Origin of the sequence: Pseudomonas fakonensis, from assembly GCF_019139895.1 — a bacterium.
GTDB lineage: Bacteria > Pseudomonadota > Gammaproteobacteria > Pseudomonadales > Pseudomonadaceae > Aquipseudomonas > Aquipseudomonas fakonensis.
In genome coordinates, this window is the sequence record NZ_CP077076.1 from 577,501 (window position 1) to 594,453 (window position 16,953).

Sequence of the window (16,953 nt, forward strand, 5' to 3'; positions counted from 1 at the left end):
ACGGATAAAAGGTACTCCGGGGATAACAGGCTGATACCGCCCAAGAGTTCATATCGACGGCGGTGTTTGGCACCTCGATGTCGGCTCATCACATCCTGGGGCTGAAGCCGGTCCCAAGGGTATGGCTGTTCGCCATTTAAAGTGGTACGCGAGCTGGGTTTAGAACGTCGTGAGACAGTTCGGTCCCTATCTGCCGTGGACGTTTGAGATTTGAGAGGGGCTGCTCCTAGTACGAGAGGACCGGAGTGGACGAACCTCTGGTGTTCCGGTTGTCACGCCAGTGGCATTGCCGGGTAGCTATGTTCGGAAGAGATAACCGCTGAAAGCATCTAAGCGGGAAACTTGCCTCAAGATGAGATCTCACTGGGATCTTGAATCCCCTAAAGGGCCGTCGAAGACTACGACGTTGATAGGTTGGGTGTGTAAGCGCTGTGAGGCGTTGAGCTAACCAATACTAATTGCCCGTGAGGCTTGACCATATAACACCCAAGCAATTTGCGCGTAAGACGCCAAATTGTGGTGGTGAAGACGAAAGACCCGAAGATTCGTAACATCACAAATATCGCATATCCGAATTCGCTGGGCTGTTCATCTGAACGGACTGGCTACCGAATTTCTTGACGACCATAGAGCATTGGAACCACCTGATCCCATCCCGAACTCAGCAGTGAAACGATGCATCGCCGATGGTAGTGTGGGGTTTCCCCATGTGAGAGTAGGTCATCGTCAAGATTCATTTCGCAAAACCCCTATCTGCGCATGCAGGTAGGGGTTTTGTCTTTGTACGGCGGAAAATCCAGAGCGCCGCGACGAGGCCCGCCCGGGCAACGCACATACCTGCCAGGCCCTCATCGCCGGCAAGCCGGCTCCTACACAAAAATGCAGCGATCCGCTGCCATCAGTCCCCCATTGGCCCTTTTCCTATGCAAGCCAACGGCCCGTGGCTATCATGCCAGCCTTATTCCAAGTCGAGACTGGCATGCTGAAGTTGTTGAATCTCCTCAAGGACGGCCGGTTCCATTCCGGAGAAGCCTTGGGGGCAGCCATCGGGGTAAGCCGCAGTGCTGTCTGGAAGCAGCTGCAGCACCTGGAAGCCGAGCTGAACCTCACCATTCATAAAGTCCGTGGGCGTGGTTACCAGCTGGCGGCACCGCTCACCCTGCTCGATGCTCAGGCCATAGCCGAGTTTGCCGAGGGTGAGCAGTGGCCCGTTTTCATTCACGAAACCATTGATTCAACCAATGCCGAAGGCTTGCGCCTCGCCAGTGCCGGGCAAGCAGCGCCATTTCTGGTGCTGGCCGAGCGTCAGAGCGCCGGGCGTGGCCGTCGCGGGCGCATGTGGGTAAGCCCGTTCGCTGAAAACCTGTACTACAGCCTGGTGCTGCGGGTCGATGGCGGTATGCGCCAGCTCGAGGGTCTGAGCCTGGTGGTTGGCTTGGCGGTTATGCGTGTGCTGCAGGGCTTTGGGGTCAAGGACGTTGGGCTCAAGTGGCCCAATGATGTGCTGGTTCGCGGGCGCAAAATCACCGGCATTCTCCTCGAGCTGGTCGGCGACCCTGCAGACGTCTGCCATGTCGTGCTTGGTATCGGTATCAATGTGAACATGCAAGCCAATGACCAGGTCGACCAGCAGTGGACCTCGATGCGCCAAGAGACAGGTGTGGCCATTGATCGCAATCGCCTGGTCGCGTCCCTGAACCAGCAGTTGCAGCATGAACTGGCGCGTCATCGGCGTTATGGCTTTGCCGCATTCCAGGAAGAGTGGGAGCAAGCCAATCTTTGGCAGGGGCGTGATGTATCGCTCATTGCCGGCGCTACCCGCATTGACGGTGTAGTGCTGGGTGTGGACGGGCAGGGCGGTCTGCGCCTTGAGGTTGATGGTGTGGAGAAGAGCTTCAGTGGTGGTGAGCTCAGTTTGAGGTTGCGTGATGATTCTTGAGCTCGATTGCGGTAACAGCTTCATCAAGTGGCGCGTGATACACGCGGCCGATGCCACCATAGTAGGTGGCGGTATTGTCGATTCTGATCAGGCTTTGGTCGATGCGGTCGGCGCTCTTGCGTCATTGCGCCTTGCGGGCTGTCGAGTCGTCAGCGTGCGCAGTGAAGACGAGACCGCAGCGATCTGTGCGTTGATCGGCCAAGCCTTCGCCGTCACGGCTCGTGTTGCCGAGCCGGCCCAGGAGATGGCCGGTGTGCGCAACGGCTATGAAGACTACCAGCGGCTGGGCATGGATCGTTGGCTGGCGGCGCTGGGGGCTTTTCATCTGGCGCAGCGTGCTTGTCTGGTTATCGACCTGGGTACGGCGGCCAAGGCAGATTTCATCTCTGCAGACGGTGAGCACCTGGGCGGCTACATCTGTCCGGGCATGCCCTTGATGCGCAGCCAGTTGCGTACCCACACCCGGCGCATACGTTACGACGATGCCTCTGCCGAGCGTGCGCTGAGCAGTCTTGCTCCTGGGCGTTCCACTGTCGAGGCGGTCGAGCGCGGGTGCGTATTGATGCTGCAAGGTTTTGCCCGCACCCAGCTTGAGCAGGCGCGTGCGTTGTGGGGAGACGACTTCACCGTATTCCTGACAGGTGGGGATGCGCCGCTGGTGCGCGAGGCGGCACCGCAGGCGCGGGTGGTACCTGACCTGGTATTCGTCGGCCTGGCTATGGCTTGTCCACTGGACTGAGGTGGTTATGCGTTGGTTGTTTCTACTGTTGCTGGTACTCAACGTCTTCTATTACGTCTGGCACCAACAGGAAGCCCCGTTGAAGGTGAAGGATGTCGCGCCCTTGTCGTTGTACAAGGGCAATCAACAGGAGATTCGCCTGCTCAAGGAAACCGGTGTGTCGGCGCCACCGCGTCGGCGCGATGAGTGCCTGGTGGTTGGTGGGCTGAGCGCTCGCGAACAGCTTGAGGCTTTGCGTCAGCGCCTGGTTAGCCTGGACATTGGCGCCGTGCCGGTAGCAGGCCAGCTGCCGGGGGCGGATGGCCTTTGGCTGAAGATATCCCCGGAAAGCGAGCGTTTGCTGGACCAGGAAGTGCTCGCCAGTCTTTCCAACGATTTCAAAGACTTAAAACATAAAATTATTTTCTGCCAAGGTATTGCAACTGGCGAATAGCTTGATAGAATGGCGCCCGCTTCACAGGGAACGCCACTGAGGTGGTAGATCTGGAGGCGGTGTCAAAGTAGCTAAGTTTCAGATTTGATTGAAAAAATTTGAAAAAACGCTTGACACTGAGGCGGCAGACGAATAGAATGCCCGCCACATCTGGAGGGATTCCCGAGCGGCCAAAGGGGACGGACTGTAAATCCGTTGCGAGAGCTTCGAAGGTTCGAATCCTTCTCCCTCCACCAGTTTTAGCGAGAGCCGCAAGCTCCGCGGGTATAGTTTAGTGGTAGAACCTCAGCCTTCCAAGCTGATGATGCGGGTTCGATTCCCGCTACCCGCTCCAAGTTTGCTGTTTTTGCACAAAGTGTTTCGCTCTTGTAGCTCAGTTGGTAGAGCACACCCTTGGTAAGGGTGAGGTCAGCGGTTCAAGTCCGCTCAAGAGCTCCATATAAACAAGGCAGATATGAAAATATCTGCCTTTGTTTTATCAGCGCAATGACTATTTCTTCTGCGGAGGACTGTATCGATGGCTAAGGAAAAGTTTGATCGTTCCCTTCCCCACGTTAACGTCGGCACTATCGGCCACGTTGACCACGGTAAGACCACTCTGACTGCAGCTCTGACCCGCGTCTGCTCCGAAGTTTTCGGTTCGGCCGTTGTTGAGTTCGACAAGATCGACTCGGCTCCAGAAGAGAAAGCGCGCGGTATCACCATCAACACCGCTCACGTCGAGTACAACTCGAACATTCGTCACTACGCTCACGTTGACTGCCCAGGTCACGCTGACTACGTGAAGAACATGATCACCGGTGCTGCCCAGATGGACGGCGCGATCCTGGTTTGCTCGGCCGCCGATGGTCCGATGCCACAAACCCGTGAGCACATCCTGCTGTCCCGTCAGGTTGGCGTTCCGTACATCGTGGTCTTCCTGAACAAGGCTGACCTGGTAGACGACGCTGAGCTGCTGGAACTGGTCGAGATGGAAGTTCGCGACCTGCTGTCCACCTACGACTTCCCAGGCGACGACACCCCGATCATCATCGGTTCGGCTCGTATGGCTCTGGAAGGCAAAGACGACAACGAAATGGGCACTACCGCTGTCAAGAAGCTGGTAGAAACTCTGGATGCCTACATCCCTGAGCCAGTTCGTGCCATCGACCAGCCGTTCCTGATGCCGATCGAAGACGTATTCTCGATCTCGGGTCGTGGTACCGTTGTTACCGGCCGTATCGAGCGTGGTATCGTCCGCGTTCAAGATCCGCTGGAAATCGTTGGTCTGCGTGACACCACCACCACCACCTGCACCGGCGTTGAGATGTTCCGCAAGCTGCTGGACGAAGGTCGTGCTGGCGAGAACTGCGGCGTCCTGCTGCGTGGTACCAAGCGTGACGACGTTGAGCGTGGCCAGGTTCTGGTCAAGCCAGGTTCGGTCAAGCCGCACACCAAGTTCACCGCAGAAGTCTACGTCCTGTCGAAGGAAGAAGGCGGCCGTCACACTCCGTTCTTCAAAGGCTACCGTCCTCAGTTCTACTTCCGTACCACTGACGTGACCGGTAACTGCGAACTGCCGGAAGGCGTTGAAATGGTAATGCCAGGTGACAACATCCAGATGACTGTCACCCTGATCAAGACCATCGCGATGGAAGACGGTCTGCGCTTCGCCATCCGTGAAGGCGGTCGTACCGTCGGCGCCGGCGTCGTAGCAAAAATTATTGAATAAGTAGTTGATTTACTTGATCGGGCCGGTATAATGGCCGGCCTGATACAGCGTTAAAGGTCAGTAGCTCAATTGGCAGAGCGACGGTCTCCAAAACCGTAGGTTGGGGGTTCGATTCCCTCCTGACCTGCCATTCACCTCGGTGTGATTGGCTTTCTTCTTACAGGATCCTCCCCGATGACTCCCAAAACTGAAGCCCAAGATTCGCGTTTTGATCTGTTCAAGTGGCTCGCTGTTGTCGCACTGGTAGTTGTTGGTGTCGTGGGTAATCAGTATTACTCCGCATCCCCAATCCTGTATCGCGTACTCGTCCTGCTTGTTCTGGCTGCTGTCGCGGGCTTTGTTGCTCTGCAGACCGCCAAGGGTAAGTCGTTCTTTGCGCTGGCGAAGGAAGCTCGTACCGAGATCCGTAAAGTCGTGTGGCCAACCCGCCAGGAAACCACTCAGACCACGTTGATTGTCGTGGCTGTCGTCCTGGTTATGGCGCTGGTGCTGTGGGGTCTCGACTCCCTGCTCGGCTGGTTGGTCTCCCTGATTGTTGGCTAAAGGTGTCCCGTGGCTAAGCGTTGGTATGTAGTGCATGCTTACTCGGGTTACGAGAAGCATGTCATGCGCTCCCTGGTAGAGCGCGTCAAGCTGGCTGGCATGGAAGACGAATTCGGCGAAATCCTGGTTCCAACCGAGGAAGTCGTCGAAATGCGTAACGGCCAGAAGCGCAAGAGCGAGCGCAAGTTCTTCCCGGGCTATGTGCTGGTTCAGATGGAAATGAACGAAGGGACTTGGCACCTTGTCAAGGACACCCCTCGTGTTATGGGTTTCATTGGTGGTACTGCAGACAAACCTGCGCCTATCACTGATAAAGAAGCTGAGGCCATCCTGCGTCGCGTAGCTGACGGCAGTGACAAGCCTAAGCCGAAGACGTTGTTCGAGCCGGGTGAAGTGGTTCGCGTCATTGATGGTCCCTTCGCTGACTTCAATGGCAACGTCGAAGAAGTTAACTACGAAAAGAGCCGGCTGCAGGTTGCAGTGCTCATTTTCGGTCGCTCCACCCCGGTGGAGCTCGAGTTCAGCCAGGTCGAGAAGGTCTAGCGGAACGCAGCATCCCATACCCCGCAGCCCTATGTGCTGCGGGGTTTTGTCGTCACTGGGATAAAACGCAAGTCATCCGGGGAGCCATCAGGCGTTCGTACCCGATTTTGGAGTAGCTCATGGCTAAGAAGATTCAGGCTTACATCAAGCTGCAAGTAAAGGCCGGCCAGGCCAACCCAAGCCCACCCGTTGGTCCAGCACTGGGTCAACATGGTGTGAACATCATGGAGTTCTGCAAGGCCTTCAACGCCCGTACTCAGGGTCAAGAGCCAGGTCTGCCGACTCCAGTGATCATCACTGTCTACAGCGACCGTAGCTTCACCTTCGAGACCAAGAGCACCCCTGCCTCGGTTCTGCTGAAGAAAGCTGCTGGCCTGACCAGTGGTTCGGCTCGCCCGAACACCGTCAAAGTCGGTACCGTGAACCGTGCTCAGCTGGAAGAGATCGCCAAAGCCAAACAGGCTGATCTGACCGCCGCTGACCTGGACGCTGCTGTACGCACCATCGCTGGCTCTGCCCGCAGCATGGGCCTGAACGTGGAGGGTGTGTAATGGCTAAGCTGACCAAGCGCCAAAAGGCTATCGCCGAGAAAATCGAAGCAGGCAAGGCCTACAACTTCGAAGAAGCGGCAACTCTGCTGGCTTCGCTGCCGGCTGCCAAGTTCGTCGAGTCCTACGACATCGCCGTAAACCTCGGTGTTGACCCACGTAAATCCGACCAGGTCGTTCGTAGCGCTACTGTGCTGCCGCACGGCACTGGCAAGACCGTACGTGTTGCCGTCTTCACCCAGGGTCCAGCTGCTGAAGCCGCACTGGCTGCCGGCGCTGACCGCGTAGGTATGGACGATCTGGCTGCCGAAATGAAAGCCGGCGACCTGAACTATGACGTCGTCATCGCATCGCCTGATGCCATGCGCGTTGTGGGTCAGCTGGGTCAGGTTCTGGGTCCGCGTGGCCTGATGCCTAACCCGAAAGTAGGTACCGTATCCCCAGACGTAGCCGGCGCTGTCAAAAACGCCAAGGCTGGTCAGGTTCGCTACCGTACCGACAAGAACGGTATCATCCATACCTCCGTTGGCAAGGTCGGCTTCGAAGCCGGCAAGCTGAAGGAAAACGTTGAAGCCCTGATCGCCGATCTGAAGCGTATCAAGCCAGCTTCCTCGAAAGGTATCTACGTCAAGCGCGTTACCCTGAGCACCACCATGGGCCCAGGTCTGGTCATCGATCAGAGCTCGCTGAACGTGTAATGCTCGGCCGCGGCAACCTGGTTGCCGCGGCCAACTAAATTGGGGTCCCTGCCTGGCGGGGGCTATCCAAGACCGTAGGCGGCGCAAGCCTTAAACCACAAGCCTACGCAGATGGTGCTCCCGATTCGTTCGCGAATCAGACACCAAAACGACATCCGGCCTCGGCTGGATGAAACGGTAGAAACCAGGAGTAAACCCGTGGCAATTAAACTCGAAGACAAGAAGGCCATCGTCGCTGAAGTCAACGAGGCTGCCAAAGTCGCTCTGTCCGCTGTCGTGGCTGATGCCCGTGGTGTGACTGTAGGCGCAATGACCGGACTCCGTAAAGAGGCCCGCGAAGCTGGCGTATACGTGCGTGTCGTACGTAACACCCTGCTCAAGCGCGCTGTTGAAGGCACCGAGTTTTCGGTCCTCAACGACGTGTTCAAAGGCCCGACCCTGATCGCCTTCTCCAACGAGCACCCGGGCGCTGCTGCCCGTCTGTTCAAAGAGTTCGCCAAGGGTCAGGACAAGTTCGAGATCAAGGCAGCCGCGTTTGACGGCAATTTCATTGCAGCGAACCAGATCGACGTGTTGGCTACCCTGCCGACCCGCGACGAAGCTATCGCAAAACTGATGAGCGTGATCCAAGGCGCCACCAGCAAGCTGGCTCGTACTCTGGCAGCCATTCGCGACCAGAAAGAAGCTACCGCTGCCTAAGGCACGCGAAACTCTTTCAAAATCATATGTTTAATTTGATGGCTGCGTAGGCTGTCACCCCAATACAGGATTTAAGTCATGTCCCTGACTAACGAGCAAATCATCGAAGCAATCGGCCAGAAAACCGTTCTGGAAATTGTTGAGCTGATCAAAGCTATGGAAGAAACCTTCGGCGTTACCGCTGCTGTTGCCGCTGCCGGCCCAGCTGCTGCTGCTGCCGTTGTTGAAGAGCAGACCGAGTTCAACGTTGTCCTGGTTGAAGCCGGCGACAAGAAAGTGAACGTCATTAAAGCCGTTCGCGAGCTGACCGGTCTGGGCCTGAAAGAAGCCAAAGAGAAAGTCGATGGCGCTCCTCAGGTTGTAGCTGAAGGCGTTTCGAAAGAAGCCGCTGAAGACGCTAAGAAGAAGCTGGAAGAAGCAGGCGCTAAAGTCGAGCTGAAGTAATTTCGACTTTGCGACTCCAGTCCGAGCGTTGAGCGAAGGGCTGATGGCTGGTGGCTTATGCCACCGGCCTTTTTCCGTTATTGGTGGCCGATCAGGTCGGCCCCGATAACGAGCTGCAAGACACCCAAGAGGGTGGCGCAAACCAAGAGGTTTGCACGATTTTCGGCTGCTCCCGCCGGGAGATGCCAAATAAGCAGGTGACCAAGCTGGGGAATGCTGATGGCTTACTCATACACTGAGAAAAAACGTATCCGCAAGGACTTTAGCAAGTTGCCGGACGTCATGGACGTGCCTTACCTCCTGGCAATCCAGCTGGATTCGTATCGCGAATTCCTGCAGGCGGGAGCATCCAAGGACCAGTTCCGCGACGTCGGCCTGCATGCGGCCTTCAAATCGGTATTCCCGATCATCAGCTACTCCGGCAATGCTGCCCTGGAGTACGTCGGCTATCGCCTGGGCGAGCCGGCTTTCGATGTGAAGGAATGTGTCCTGCGCGGTGTGACCTTTGCGGTCCCGCTGCGGGTGAAGGTGCGCCTGATCATCTTCGACAAGGAATCGTCGAACAAAGCGATCAAGGACATCAAAGAGCAAGAAGTCTACATGGGTGAAATCCCCCTGATGACTGAGAACGGTACCTTCGTTATCAACGGTACCGAGCGTGTGATCGTGTCCCAGTTGCACCGTTCGCCAGGTGTGTTCTTCGACCACGACCGTGGCAAGACCCACAGCTCCGGCAAGCTGCTGTACTCCGCACGCATCATCCCTTACCGCGGTTCGTGGCTGGACTTCGAGTTCGACCCGAAAGACTGCGTGTTCGTCCGTATCGACCGTCGCCGCAAGCTGCCGGCCTCGGTGCTGCTGCGTGCCCTGGGTTACAGCACTGAAGAAGTGCTCAACACCTTCTACACCACCAACGTCTTCCACATCTCCGGCGAGAAACTCAGCCTGGAGCTGGTGCCGCAGCGTCTGCGTGGTGAAGTCGCGGTCATGGACATCCATGATGGCAGCGGCAAGGTCATCGTCGAGCAAGGCCGCCGTATTACCGCGCGCCACATCAACCAGCTGGAAAAAGCTGGCGTGAAAGAGCTGGACGTGCCGATGGAGTACGTACTGGGTCGCACCAGTGCCAAGGCCATCGTGCACCCGGCTACCGGCGAGATCCTGGCCGAGTGCAATACCGAGCTGACCACCGATCTGCTGATCAAGATCGCCAAGGCTCAGGTCGTTCGCATCGAGACCCTGTACACCAACGACATCGACTGCGGTCCGTTCATCTCGGACACTCTGAAGATCGACACCACCAGCAACCAGCTGGAAGCCCTGGTCGAGATCTACCGCATGATGCGTCCAGGCGAGCCGCCAACCAAGGACGCCGCCGAGACCCTGTTCAACAACCTGTTCTTCAGCGCCGAGCGTTACGACCTGTCCGCCGTTGGCCGCATGAAGTTCAACCGTCGTATCGGTCGTACCGAGATCGAAGGTTCGGGCGTGCTGAGCAAGGAAGATATCGTCGAGGTCCTCAAGACCCTGGTCGACATCCGTAACGGCAAAGGCATCGTCGACGACATCGACCACCTGGGTAACCGTCGCGTTCGTTGCGTCGGTGAAATGGCCGAGAACCAGTTCCGCGTTGGCCTGGTACGTGTAGAGCGTGCGGTCAAAGAGCGTCTGTCGATGGCCGAAAGCGAAGGCCTGATGCCGCAGGACCTGATCAACGCCAAGCCGGTTGCGGCGGCGGTGAAAGAGTTCTTCGGTTCCAGCCAGCTCTCGCAGTTCATGGACCAGAACAACCCGCTCTCCGAGATCACCCACAAGCGCCGTGTTTCTGCACTCGGCCCTGGCGGTCTGACCCGTGAGCGCGCAGGCTTCGAAGTCCGTGACGTACACCCGACCCACTACGGCCGTGTGTGCCCGATCGAAACGCCGGAAGGCCCGAACATCGGTCTGATCAACTCCCTGGCAGCTTATGCCCGCACCAACCAGTACGGCTTCCTCGAAAGCCCGTACCGCGTGGTGAAAGAGGGTGTGGTCAGCGACGACATCGTGTTCCTGTCGGCCATCGAAGAAGCTGATCACGTCATCGCCCAGGCCTCGGCCGCGATGAACGAGAAGAAGCAGCTGATCGACGAGCTGGTAGCCGTTCGTCACCTGAACGAATTCACCGTCAAGGCGCCGGAAGACGTCACCCTGATGGACGTTTCGCCGAAGCAGGTTGTTTCCGTCGCTGCCTCGTTGATTCCGTTCCTCGAGCACGACGACGCCAACCGTGCGTTGATGGGTTCGAACATGCAGCGTCAGGCTGTACCGACCCTGCGCGCCGACAAGCCGCTGGTAGGTACCGGCATGGAGCGCAACGTCGCCCGTGACTCCGGTGTCTGCGTGGTTGCTCGCCGCGGTGGTGTGATCGACTCGGTCGACGCCAGCCGTATCGTCGTTCGCGTCAATGACGACGAAGTCGAGACCGGTGAAGCAGGTGTGGATATCTACAACCTGACCAAGTACACCCGTTCGAACCAGAACACCTGCATCAACCAGCGTCCGCTGGTGAGCAAGGGTGACAAGGTTCAGCGCAGCGACATCATGGCCGATGGTCCGTCCACCGACATGGGTGAGCTGGCACTGGGTCAGAACATGCGCATCGCGTTCATGGCGTGGAACGGCTTCAACTTCGAAGACTCCATCTGCCTGTCCGAGCGTGTGGTTCAGGAAGACCGCTTCACCACGATCCACATCCAGGAACTGACCTGTGTGGCCCGTGACACCAAGCTTGGCCCAGAAGAAATCACCGCAGACATCCCGAACGTGGGTGAAGCTGCGCTGAACAAGCTGGACGAAGCCGGTATCGTCTACGTAGGTGCCGAAGTCGGCGCCGGCGACATCCTGGTCGGCAAGGTCACCCCGAAAGGCGAGACCCAGCTGACTCCGGAAGAAAAACTGCTGCGCGCGATCTTCGGCGAGAAGGCCAGCGACGTCAAAGACACCTCCCTGCGCGTACCGACCGGTACCAAGGGCACCGTCATCGACGTACAGGTCTTCACCCGTGATGGCGTCGAGCGCGACAGCCGCGCCCTGGCCATCGAGAAGATGCAGCTCGACGAGATCCGCAAGGACCTCAACGAAGAGTTCCGCATCGTCGAAGGTGCAACCTTCGAGCGTCTGCGTTCGGCTCTGAACGGCCAGGTGGTTGACGGTGGTGCGGGCCTGAAGAAAGGCACCGTGATCAGCGACGACGTCCTGAACGGCCTGGAGCACGGCCAGTGGTTCAAACTGCGCATGGCCGAAGATGCACTGAACGAGCAGCTGGAAAAGGCTCAGCAGTACATCGTCGATCGCCGTCGCCTGCTGGACGACAAGTTCGAAGACAAGAAGCGCAAGCTGCAGCAGGGCGATGACCTGGCACCGGGCGTACTGAAGATCGTCAAGGTCTACCTGGCCATCCGCCGTCGCATCCAGCCGGGTGACAAGATGGCCGGTCGTCACGGTAACAAGGGTGTCGTCTCGGTAATCATGCCGGTCGAAGACATGCCGCACGACGCCAACGGTACTCCGGTCGACGTCGTACTGAACCCGCTGGGCGTACCTTCGCGTATGAACGTCGGGCAGATCCTCGAAACCCACCTGGGCCTCGCGGCCAAAGGTCTGGGCGAGAAGATCGACCGCATGATCGAAGAGCAGCGTAAAGCCGCTGAAATTCGTGGCTTCCTCACCGAGATCTACAACGAGATCGGTGGTCGTCAGGAGAACCTGGAAGAGTTCACCGACGCAGAGATCCTCGCCTTGGCCCACAACCTGAAGAAAGGCGTGCCTATGGCCACTCCAGTCTTCGACGGTGCCAAAGAGCGTGAGATCAAGGCCATGCTGAAACTGGCAGACCTGCCAGAAAGCGGCCAGATGCAGCTGTTCGACGGCCGCACCGGCAACAAGTTCGAGCGTCCTGTGACCGTTGGTTACATGTACATGCTCAAGCTGAACCACTTGGTGGACGACAAGATGCACGCGCGTTCCACTGGTTCCTACAGCCTGGTTACCCAGCAGCCGCTGGGTGGTAAGGCGCAGTTCGGTGGTCAGCGTTTCGGGGAGATGGAAGTGTGGGCGCTGGAAGCATACGGCGCGGCATACACCCTGCAAGAAATGCTCACAGTGAAGTCGGACGACGTGAACGGCCGTACCAAGATGTACAAGAACATCGTGGATGGCGATCACCGTATGGAGCCGGGCATGCCCGAGTCCTTCAACGTGTTGATCAAAGAGATCCGTTCGCTCGGTATCGATATCGATCTGGAAACCGAATAACACGTGACGCGAAGGGGAGTGGGCAGGTAATGCCTGCTCCCTGCTCCGCCAGGAGGAAAGGCCTTGAAAGACCTACTGAATTTGCTGAAAAACCAGGGTCAAGTCGAAGAGTTCGACGCCATCCGCATCGGTCTGGCGTCGCCTGAAATGATCCGTTCGTGGTCGTTCGGTGAAGTCAAAAAGCCCGAGACCATCAACTACCGTACGTTCAAGCCTGAGCGTGACGGCCTGTTCTGCGCCAAGATCTTTGGCCCAGTCAAGGACTACGAGTGCCTGTGCGGCAAGTACAAGCGCCTCAAGCACCGCGGCGTAATCTGCGAGAAGTGCGGCGTTGAAGTTGCCCTGGCCAAGGTTCGTCGTGAGCGCATGGCGCACATCGAACTGGCCTCGCCGGTTGCCCACATCTGGTTCCTGAAGTCGCTGCCGTCCCGTATCGGCCTGCTGATGGACATGACCCTGCGTGATATCGAACGCGTGCTCTACTTCGAGAGCTATGTCGTTATCGACCCGGGCATGACCACCCTCGAGAAGGGTCAGCTGCTGAACGACGAGCAGTACTTCGAAGCGCTGGAAGAGTTCGGTGATGACTTCGACGCCCGCATGGGTGCCGAGGCTGTCCGCGAGCTGCTGCACGCTATCGACCTGGAGCACGAGATCGGCCGCCTGCGCGAAGAAATTCCGCAAACGAACTCCGAGACCAAGATCAAGAAGCTGTCCAAGCGCCTGAAGCTGATGGAAGCTTTCCAGGGCTCGGGCAACCTGCCTGAGTGGATGGTCCTGACCGTCCTGCCAGTGCTGCCGCCGGACCTGCGTCCGCTGGTACCGCTGGATGGCGGCCGCTTCGCGACCTCCGACCTGAACGATCTGTATCGTCGGGTGATCAACCGTAACAACCGTCTGAAGCGCCTGCTCGATCTGTCGGCGCCGGACATCATCGTGCGCAACGAAAAGCGCATGCTGCAGGAAGCGGTCGACGCCCTTCTCGACAACGGCCGTCGCGGTCGCGCCATCACCGGCTCGAACAAGCGTCCGCTGAAGTCGCTGGCCGACATGATCAAAGGTAAGCAAGGTCGCTTCCGTCAGAACTTGCTCGGTAAGCGCGTTGACTACTCCGGCCGTTCGGTAATTACCGTAGGCCCGACCCTGCGCCTGCACCAGTGCGGTCTGCCGAAGAAGATGGCGCTGGAGCTGTTCAAGCCGTTCATTTTCGGCAAGCTGGAAATGCGTGGTCTGGCGACCACCATCAAGGCCGCCAAGAAGATGGTCGAGCGCGAACTGCCAGAGGTCTGGGACGTTCTCGCCGAGGTGATCCGCGAACACCCCGTACTGCTCAACCGTGCGCCGACCCTGCACCGTCTGGGTATCCAGGCCTTTGAGCCGGTTCTGATCGAAGGTAAGGCTATCCAGCTGCACCCGCTGGTCTGCGCCGCGTACAACGCCGACTTCGACGGTGACCAGATGGCCGTTCACGTGCCGCTGACCCTGGAAGCCCAGCTCGAAGCGCGCGCGCTGATGATGTCGACCAACAACATCCTGTCGCCAGCCAACGGTGAGCCAATCATCGTTCCGTCGCAGGACGTTGTACTGGGTCTGTACTACATGACCCGTGAAGCCATCAACGCCAAGGGCGAAGGTCGCGTATTCGCCGACCTGCAGGAAGTCGACCGCGTATTCCGCGCCGGCGAAGCTGCCCTGCACGCGAAAATCAAGGTCCGTATCAACGAGACCGTGAACGACCGTGATGGCAGCGTCACCAAGAACACCCGCATCGTCGACACCACCGTCGGCCGTGCGCTGCTGTTCCAGGTTGTACCGGCAGGCCTGCCGTACGACGTGGTGAACCAGCCGATGAAGAAAAAGGCGATCTCCAAGCTGATCAACCAGTGCTACCGCGTGGTTGGTCTGAAAGAGACCGTTATCTTCGCTGACCAGTTGATGTACACCGGTTTCGCTTACTCCACCATCTCTGGCGTGTCCATTGGTGTGAACGACTTCGTCATCCCGGATGAGAAGGCGCGCATCATCGACAGCGCTACCGATGAAGTGAAGGAAATCGAGAGCCAGTACGCCTCCGGCCTGGTAACCCAGGGCGAGAAGTACAACAAGGTCATCGACTTGTGGTCGAAGGCGAACGACGAAGTGTCCAAGGCGATGATGGCCAACCTCTCGAAAGAGAAGGTCATCGACCGCGAAGGCAACGAAGTCGACCAAGAGTCCTTCAACTCGATGTACATGATGGCCGACTCCGGTGCCCGTGGTTCCGCGGCCCAGATCCGTCAGCTGGCCGGTATGCGTGGCCTGATGGCCAAGCCGGACGGCTCGATCATCGAGACGCCGATCACCGCGAACTTCCGTGAAGGTCTGAGCGTACTGCAGTACTTCATCTCGACCCACGGTGCTCGTAAGGGTCTGGCGGATACCGCACTGAAGACCGCGAACTCCGGTTACCTGACTCGTCGTCTGGTAGACGTGGCGCAAGACCTGGTCGTGACCGAGATCGATTGCGGCACCGACCAGGGCCTGCTGATGACTCCGCACATCGAAGGCGGCGACGTTGTCGAGCCGCTGGGTGAGCGCGTACTGGGCCGTGTCATCGCCCGTGACGTGTTCAAGCCAGGCACCGAGGACGTCATCGTTCCGGCCGGTACCCTGGTCGATGAGCAGTGGGTCGAGTTCATCGAGCTGAACAGCATCGACGAAGTGATCGTGCGTTCGCCGATCAGTTGCGAAACCCGCTTCGGCATCTGCGCCAAGTGCTACGGTCGTGACCTGGCTCGCGGTCACCAGGTCAACATCGGTGAAGCTGTCGGCGTTATCGCTGCACAGTCGATCGGTGAGCCGGGTACCCAGCTGACCATGCGTACGTTCCACATCGGTGGTGCTGCAAGCCGTACTTCGGCTGCCGACAGCGTCCAGGTGAAGAACGGCGGTATGGTGCGTCTGCACAACCTGAAGCAGGTCGAGCGTGCCGACGGCAACCTGGTTGCCGTATCGCGTTCCGGCGAGCTGGCCATTGCCGACGAGTTCGGCCGTGAGCGTGAGCGCTACAAGCTGCCTTACGGTGCGGTGATTTCGGTCAAGGAAGGTGAGAAGGTCGAAGCTGGCGCCATCGTCGCCAAGTGGGACCCGCACACCCACCCGATCGTTACCGAACTGAAAGGTACCGTGACCTTCGTGGGCATGGAAGAAAACATCACCATCAAGCGCCAGACCGACGAACTGACCGGCCTGACCAACATTGAAGTGATGGACGTCAAGGATCGCCCTGCCGCAGGCAAGGAAATCCGCCCGGCCATCAAGATGGTCGATGCTGCAGGCAAGGATCTGTACCTGCCAGGTACCGACGTACCGGCACAGTACTTCCTGCCAGCCAACGCCCTCGTCGGTGTGGCTGACGGTGCCCAGATCGGCGTCGGTGACGTTATCGCGCGTATCCCGCAAGAAACGTCGAAGACCCGTGACATCACCGGTGGTCTGCCACGCGTTGCCGACCTGTTCGAAGCGCGCCGTCCGAAAGAAGCCTCGATTCTGGCTGAAGTCAGCGGCACCATTGCCTTCGGTAAAGAAACCAAGGGCAAGCGTCGTCTGGTCATCACTCCGACCGATGGCAGCGATCCGTACGAAGAGCTGATTCCGAAGTGGCGCCACCTGAACGTCTTCGAAGGCGAACAGGTAAACCGCGGCGAAGTTATTTCCGACGGCCCGAGCGATCCGCACGACATCCTGCGTCTGCTGGGTGTGAGCGCGCTGGCGAAGTACATCGTCAACGAGATCCAGGACGTTTACCGTCTGCAGGGCGTGAAGATCAACGACAAGCACATCGAGACCATCCTGCGTCAGATGCTGCGTAAAGTTGAGATTTCCGAGTCGGGCGATTCCAGCTTCATCAAGGGCGACCAGATGGAACTGACCCAGGTACTGGTAGAGAACGAGCGTCTCGCCGGCGAGGACAAGTTCATCTCCAAGTTCACCCGCGTGCTGCTGGGTATCACCAAGGCCTCGCTGTCCACCGAATCGTTCATCTCGGCGGCTTCCTTCCAGGAAACCACCCGCGTACTGACCGAAGCGGCGGTAACCGGCAAGCGCGACTACCTGCGCGGCCTGAAAGAGAACGTGGTCGTGGGTCGTCTGATCCCGGCCGGTACCGGTCTGGCCTACCACAGCGAGCGCAAGCGTCGCCGTGATGCCGACAAACCGCTGCGTGTAAGCGCCAGTGAGGTGGAAGCCGCACTGACCGAAGCGCTGAATTCCAGCGGTAACTAAGTACAGGGCAGGGCCCCGGCAACCCTCGAACGGGCATCGGTGACATGAATTGTTGCCGATGATCGGGCGAGGAGGGCCGGGGCCTCGTCTTGACTGGGTG

The 16,953-nt window shown here is 58.4% G+C and carries 12 protein-coding genes, 4 tRNA genes and 2 rRNA genes (1 of these 18 only partly in view); all 18 read left to right on the forward strand.

Going from position 1 to position 16,953, the window contains the following annotated elements; all coding sequences use genetic code 11:
* A 23S ribosomal RNA gene (locus KSS94_RS02490) occupies nucleotides 1–479 on the forward strand (it extends 2,414 nt beyond the left edge of the window).
* A gap of 137 nt (nucleotides 480–616) precedes the next feature.
* Nucleotides 617–732: ribosomal RNA gene (gene rrf / locus KSS94_RS02495) — 5S ribosomal RNA — on the forward strand.
* Between the two features lie 247 nt (nucleotides 733–979).
* Complete coding sequence (gene birA, locus KSS94_RS02500) at nucleotides 980–1,939, forward strand: bifunctional biotin--[acetyl-CoA-carboxylase] ligase/biotin operon repressor BirA (RefSeq protein WP_217841524.1); 960 nt, start codon at nucleotides 980–982, stop codon at nucleotides 1,937–1,939.
* Nucleotides 1,929–2,678 (forward strand): pantothenate kinase, encoded by a 750-nt coding sequence (locus KSS94_RS02505; RefSeq protein WP_217841525.1) that lies wholly within the window; start codon nucleotides 1,929–1,931, stop codon nucleotides 2,676–2,678. The genes birA and KSS94_RS02505 overlap by 11 nt, the downstream gene beginning before the upstream one ends.
* 7 nt (nucleotides 2,679–2,685) lie before the next feature.
* Nucleotides 2,686–3,111 carry a hypothetical protein gene (locus KSS94_RS02510; protein ID WP_217841526.1) on the forward strand — a complete coding sequence of 142 codons (426 nt, stop codon included), beginning with the start codon at nucleotides 2,686–2,688 and terminating at the stop codon, nucleotides 3,109–3,111.
* A 152-nt stretch (nucleotides 3,112–3,263) separates the two neighbouring features.
* Nucleotides 3,264–3,347, forward strand: a tRNA-Tyr gene (locus KSS94_RS02515).
* 24 nt (nucleotides 3,348–3,371) lie between these two features.
* A tRNA-Gly gene (locus tag KSS94_RS02520) sits at nucleotides 3,372–3,445 on the forward strand.
* Between the two features lie 28 nt (nucleotides 3,446–3,473).
* Nucleotides 3,474–3,549 (forward strand) — tRNA-Thr (locus KSS94_RS02525).
* Between the two features lie 79 nt (nucleotides 3,550–3,628).
* Complete coding sequence (gene tuf / locus KSS94_RS02530; protein ID WP_010951775.1) at nucleotides 3,629–4,822, forward strand: elongation factor Tu; 1,194 nt, start codon at nucleotides 3,629–3,631, stop codon at nucleotides 4,820–4,822.
* Between the two features lie 54 nt (nucleotides 4,823–4,876).
* A tRNA-Trp gene (locus tag KSS94_RS02535) sits at nucleotides 4,877–4,952 on the forward strand.
* A gap of 44 nt (nucleotides 4,953–4,996) precedes the next feature.
* Entirely contained in the window at nucleotides 4,997–5,365 is a 369-nt protein-coding gene (gene secE, locus KSS94_RS02540) for a preprotein translocase subunit SecE (RefSeq protein WP_217841527.1), read from the forward strand.
* A gap of 9 nt (nucleotides 5,366–5,374) precedes the next feature.
* The gene (gene nusG, locus KSS94_RS02545) at nucleotides 5,375–5,908 is read left to right on the forward strand and encodes a transcription termination/antitermination protein NusG (protein ID WP_217841528.1); all 534 of its coding nucleotides are present in this window, start codon (nucleotides 5,375–5,377) and stop codon (nucleotides 5,906–5,908) included.
* A gap of 119 nt (nucleotides 5,909–6,027) precedes the next feature.
* Complete coding sequence (gene rplK / locus KSS94_RS02550; protein ID WP_217841529.1) at nucleotides 6,028–6,459, forward strand: 50S ribosomal protein L11; 432 nt, start codon at nucleotides 6,028–6,030, stop codon at nucleotides 6,457–6,459.
* Nucleotides 6,459–7,154, forward strand: a complete 696-nt coding sequence (rplA, locus tag KSS94_RS02555) for a 50S ribosomal protein L1 (RefSeq protein ID WP_217841530.1) — start codon at nucleotides 6,459–6,461, stop codon at nucleotides 7,152–7,154. The genes rplK and rplA overlap by 1 nt, the downstream gene beginning before the upstream one ends.
* Nucleotides 7,155–7,352: 198 nt before the next feature.
* Nucleotides 7,353–7,853: a 50S ribosomal protein L10 gene (gene rplJ, locus KSS94_RS02560; protein ID WP_217841531.1), complete on the forward strand. Its 501-nt coding sequence runs from the start codon at nucleotides 7,353–7,355 to the stop codon at nucleotides 7,851–7,853.
* A gap of 78 nt (nucleotides 7,854–7,931) precedes the next feature.
* A complete protein-coding gene (gene rplL / locus KSS94_RS02565; protein WP_217841532.1) occupies nucleotides 7,932–8,297 on the forward strand; it encodes a 50S ribosomal protein L7/L12 in 366 nt (121 codons plus the stop codon).
* A 219-nt stretch (nucleotides 8,298–8,516) separates the two neighbouring features.
* The gene (gene rpoB / locus KSS94_RS02570) at nucleotides 8,517–12,590 is read left to right on the forward strand and encodes a DNA-directed RNA polymerase subunit beta (RefSeq protein WP_217841533.1); all 4,074 of its coding nucleotides are present in this window, start codon (nucleotides 8,517–8,519) and stop codon (nucleotides 12,588–12,590) included.
* A gap of 63 nt (nucleotides 12,591–12,653) precedes the next feature.
* Nucleotides 12,654–16,853 carry a DNA-directed RNA polymerase subunit beta' gene (rpoC, locus tag KSS94_RS02575; RefSeq protein WP_217841534.1) on the forward strand — a complete coding sequence of 1,400 codons (4,200 nt, stop codon included), beginning with the start codon at nucleotides 12,654–12,656 and terminating at the stop codon, nucleotides 16,851–16,853.
* The last annotated feature ends 100 nt before the right edge of the window (nucleotides 16,854–16,953 follow it).

Coding starts and splice junctions, on each gene's coding strand:
- birA (WP_217841524.1), top strand. CDS start 980: ATGCTGAAGTTGTTGAATCTCCTCAAGGACGGCCGGTTCCATTCCGGA.
- KSS94_RS02505 (WP_217841525.1), top strand. CDS start 1,929: ATGATTCTTGAGCTCGATTGCGGTAACAGCTTCATCAAGTGGCGCGTG.
- KSS94_RS02510 (WP_217841526.1), top strand. CDS start 2,686: ATGCGTTGGTTGTTTCTACTGTTGCTGGTACTCAACGTCTTCTATTAC.
- tuf (WP_010951775.1), top strand. CDS start 3,629: ATGGCTAAGGAAAAGTTTGATCGTTCCCTTCCCCACGTTAACGTCGGC.
- secE (WP_217841527.1), top strand. CDS start 4,997: ATGACTCCCAAAACTGAAGCCCAAGATTCGCGTTTTGATCTGTTCAAG.
- rplK (WP_217841529.1), top strand. CDS start 6,028: ATGGCTAAGAAGATTCAGGCTTACATCAAGCTGCAAGTAAAGGCCGGC.
- rplA (WP_217841530.1), top strand. CDS start 6,459: ATGGCTAAGCTGACCAAGCGCCAAAAGGCTATCGCCGAGAAAATCGAA.
- rplL (WP_217841532.1), top strand. CDS start 7,932: ATGTCCCTGACTAACGAGCAAATCATCGAAGCAATCGGCCAGAAAACC.
- rpoB (WP_217841533.1), top strand. CDS start 8,517: ATGGCTTACTCATACACTGAGAAAAAACGTATCCGCAAGGACTTTAGC.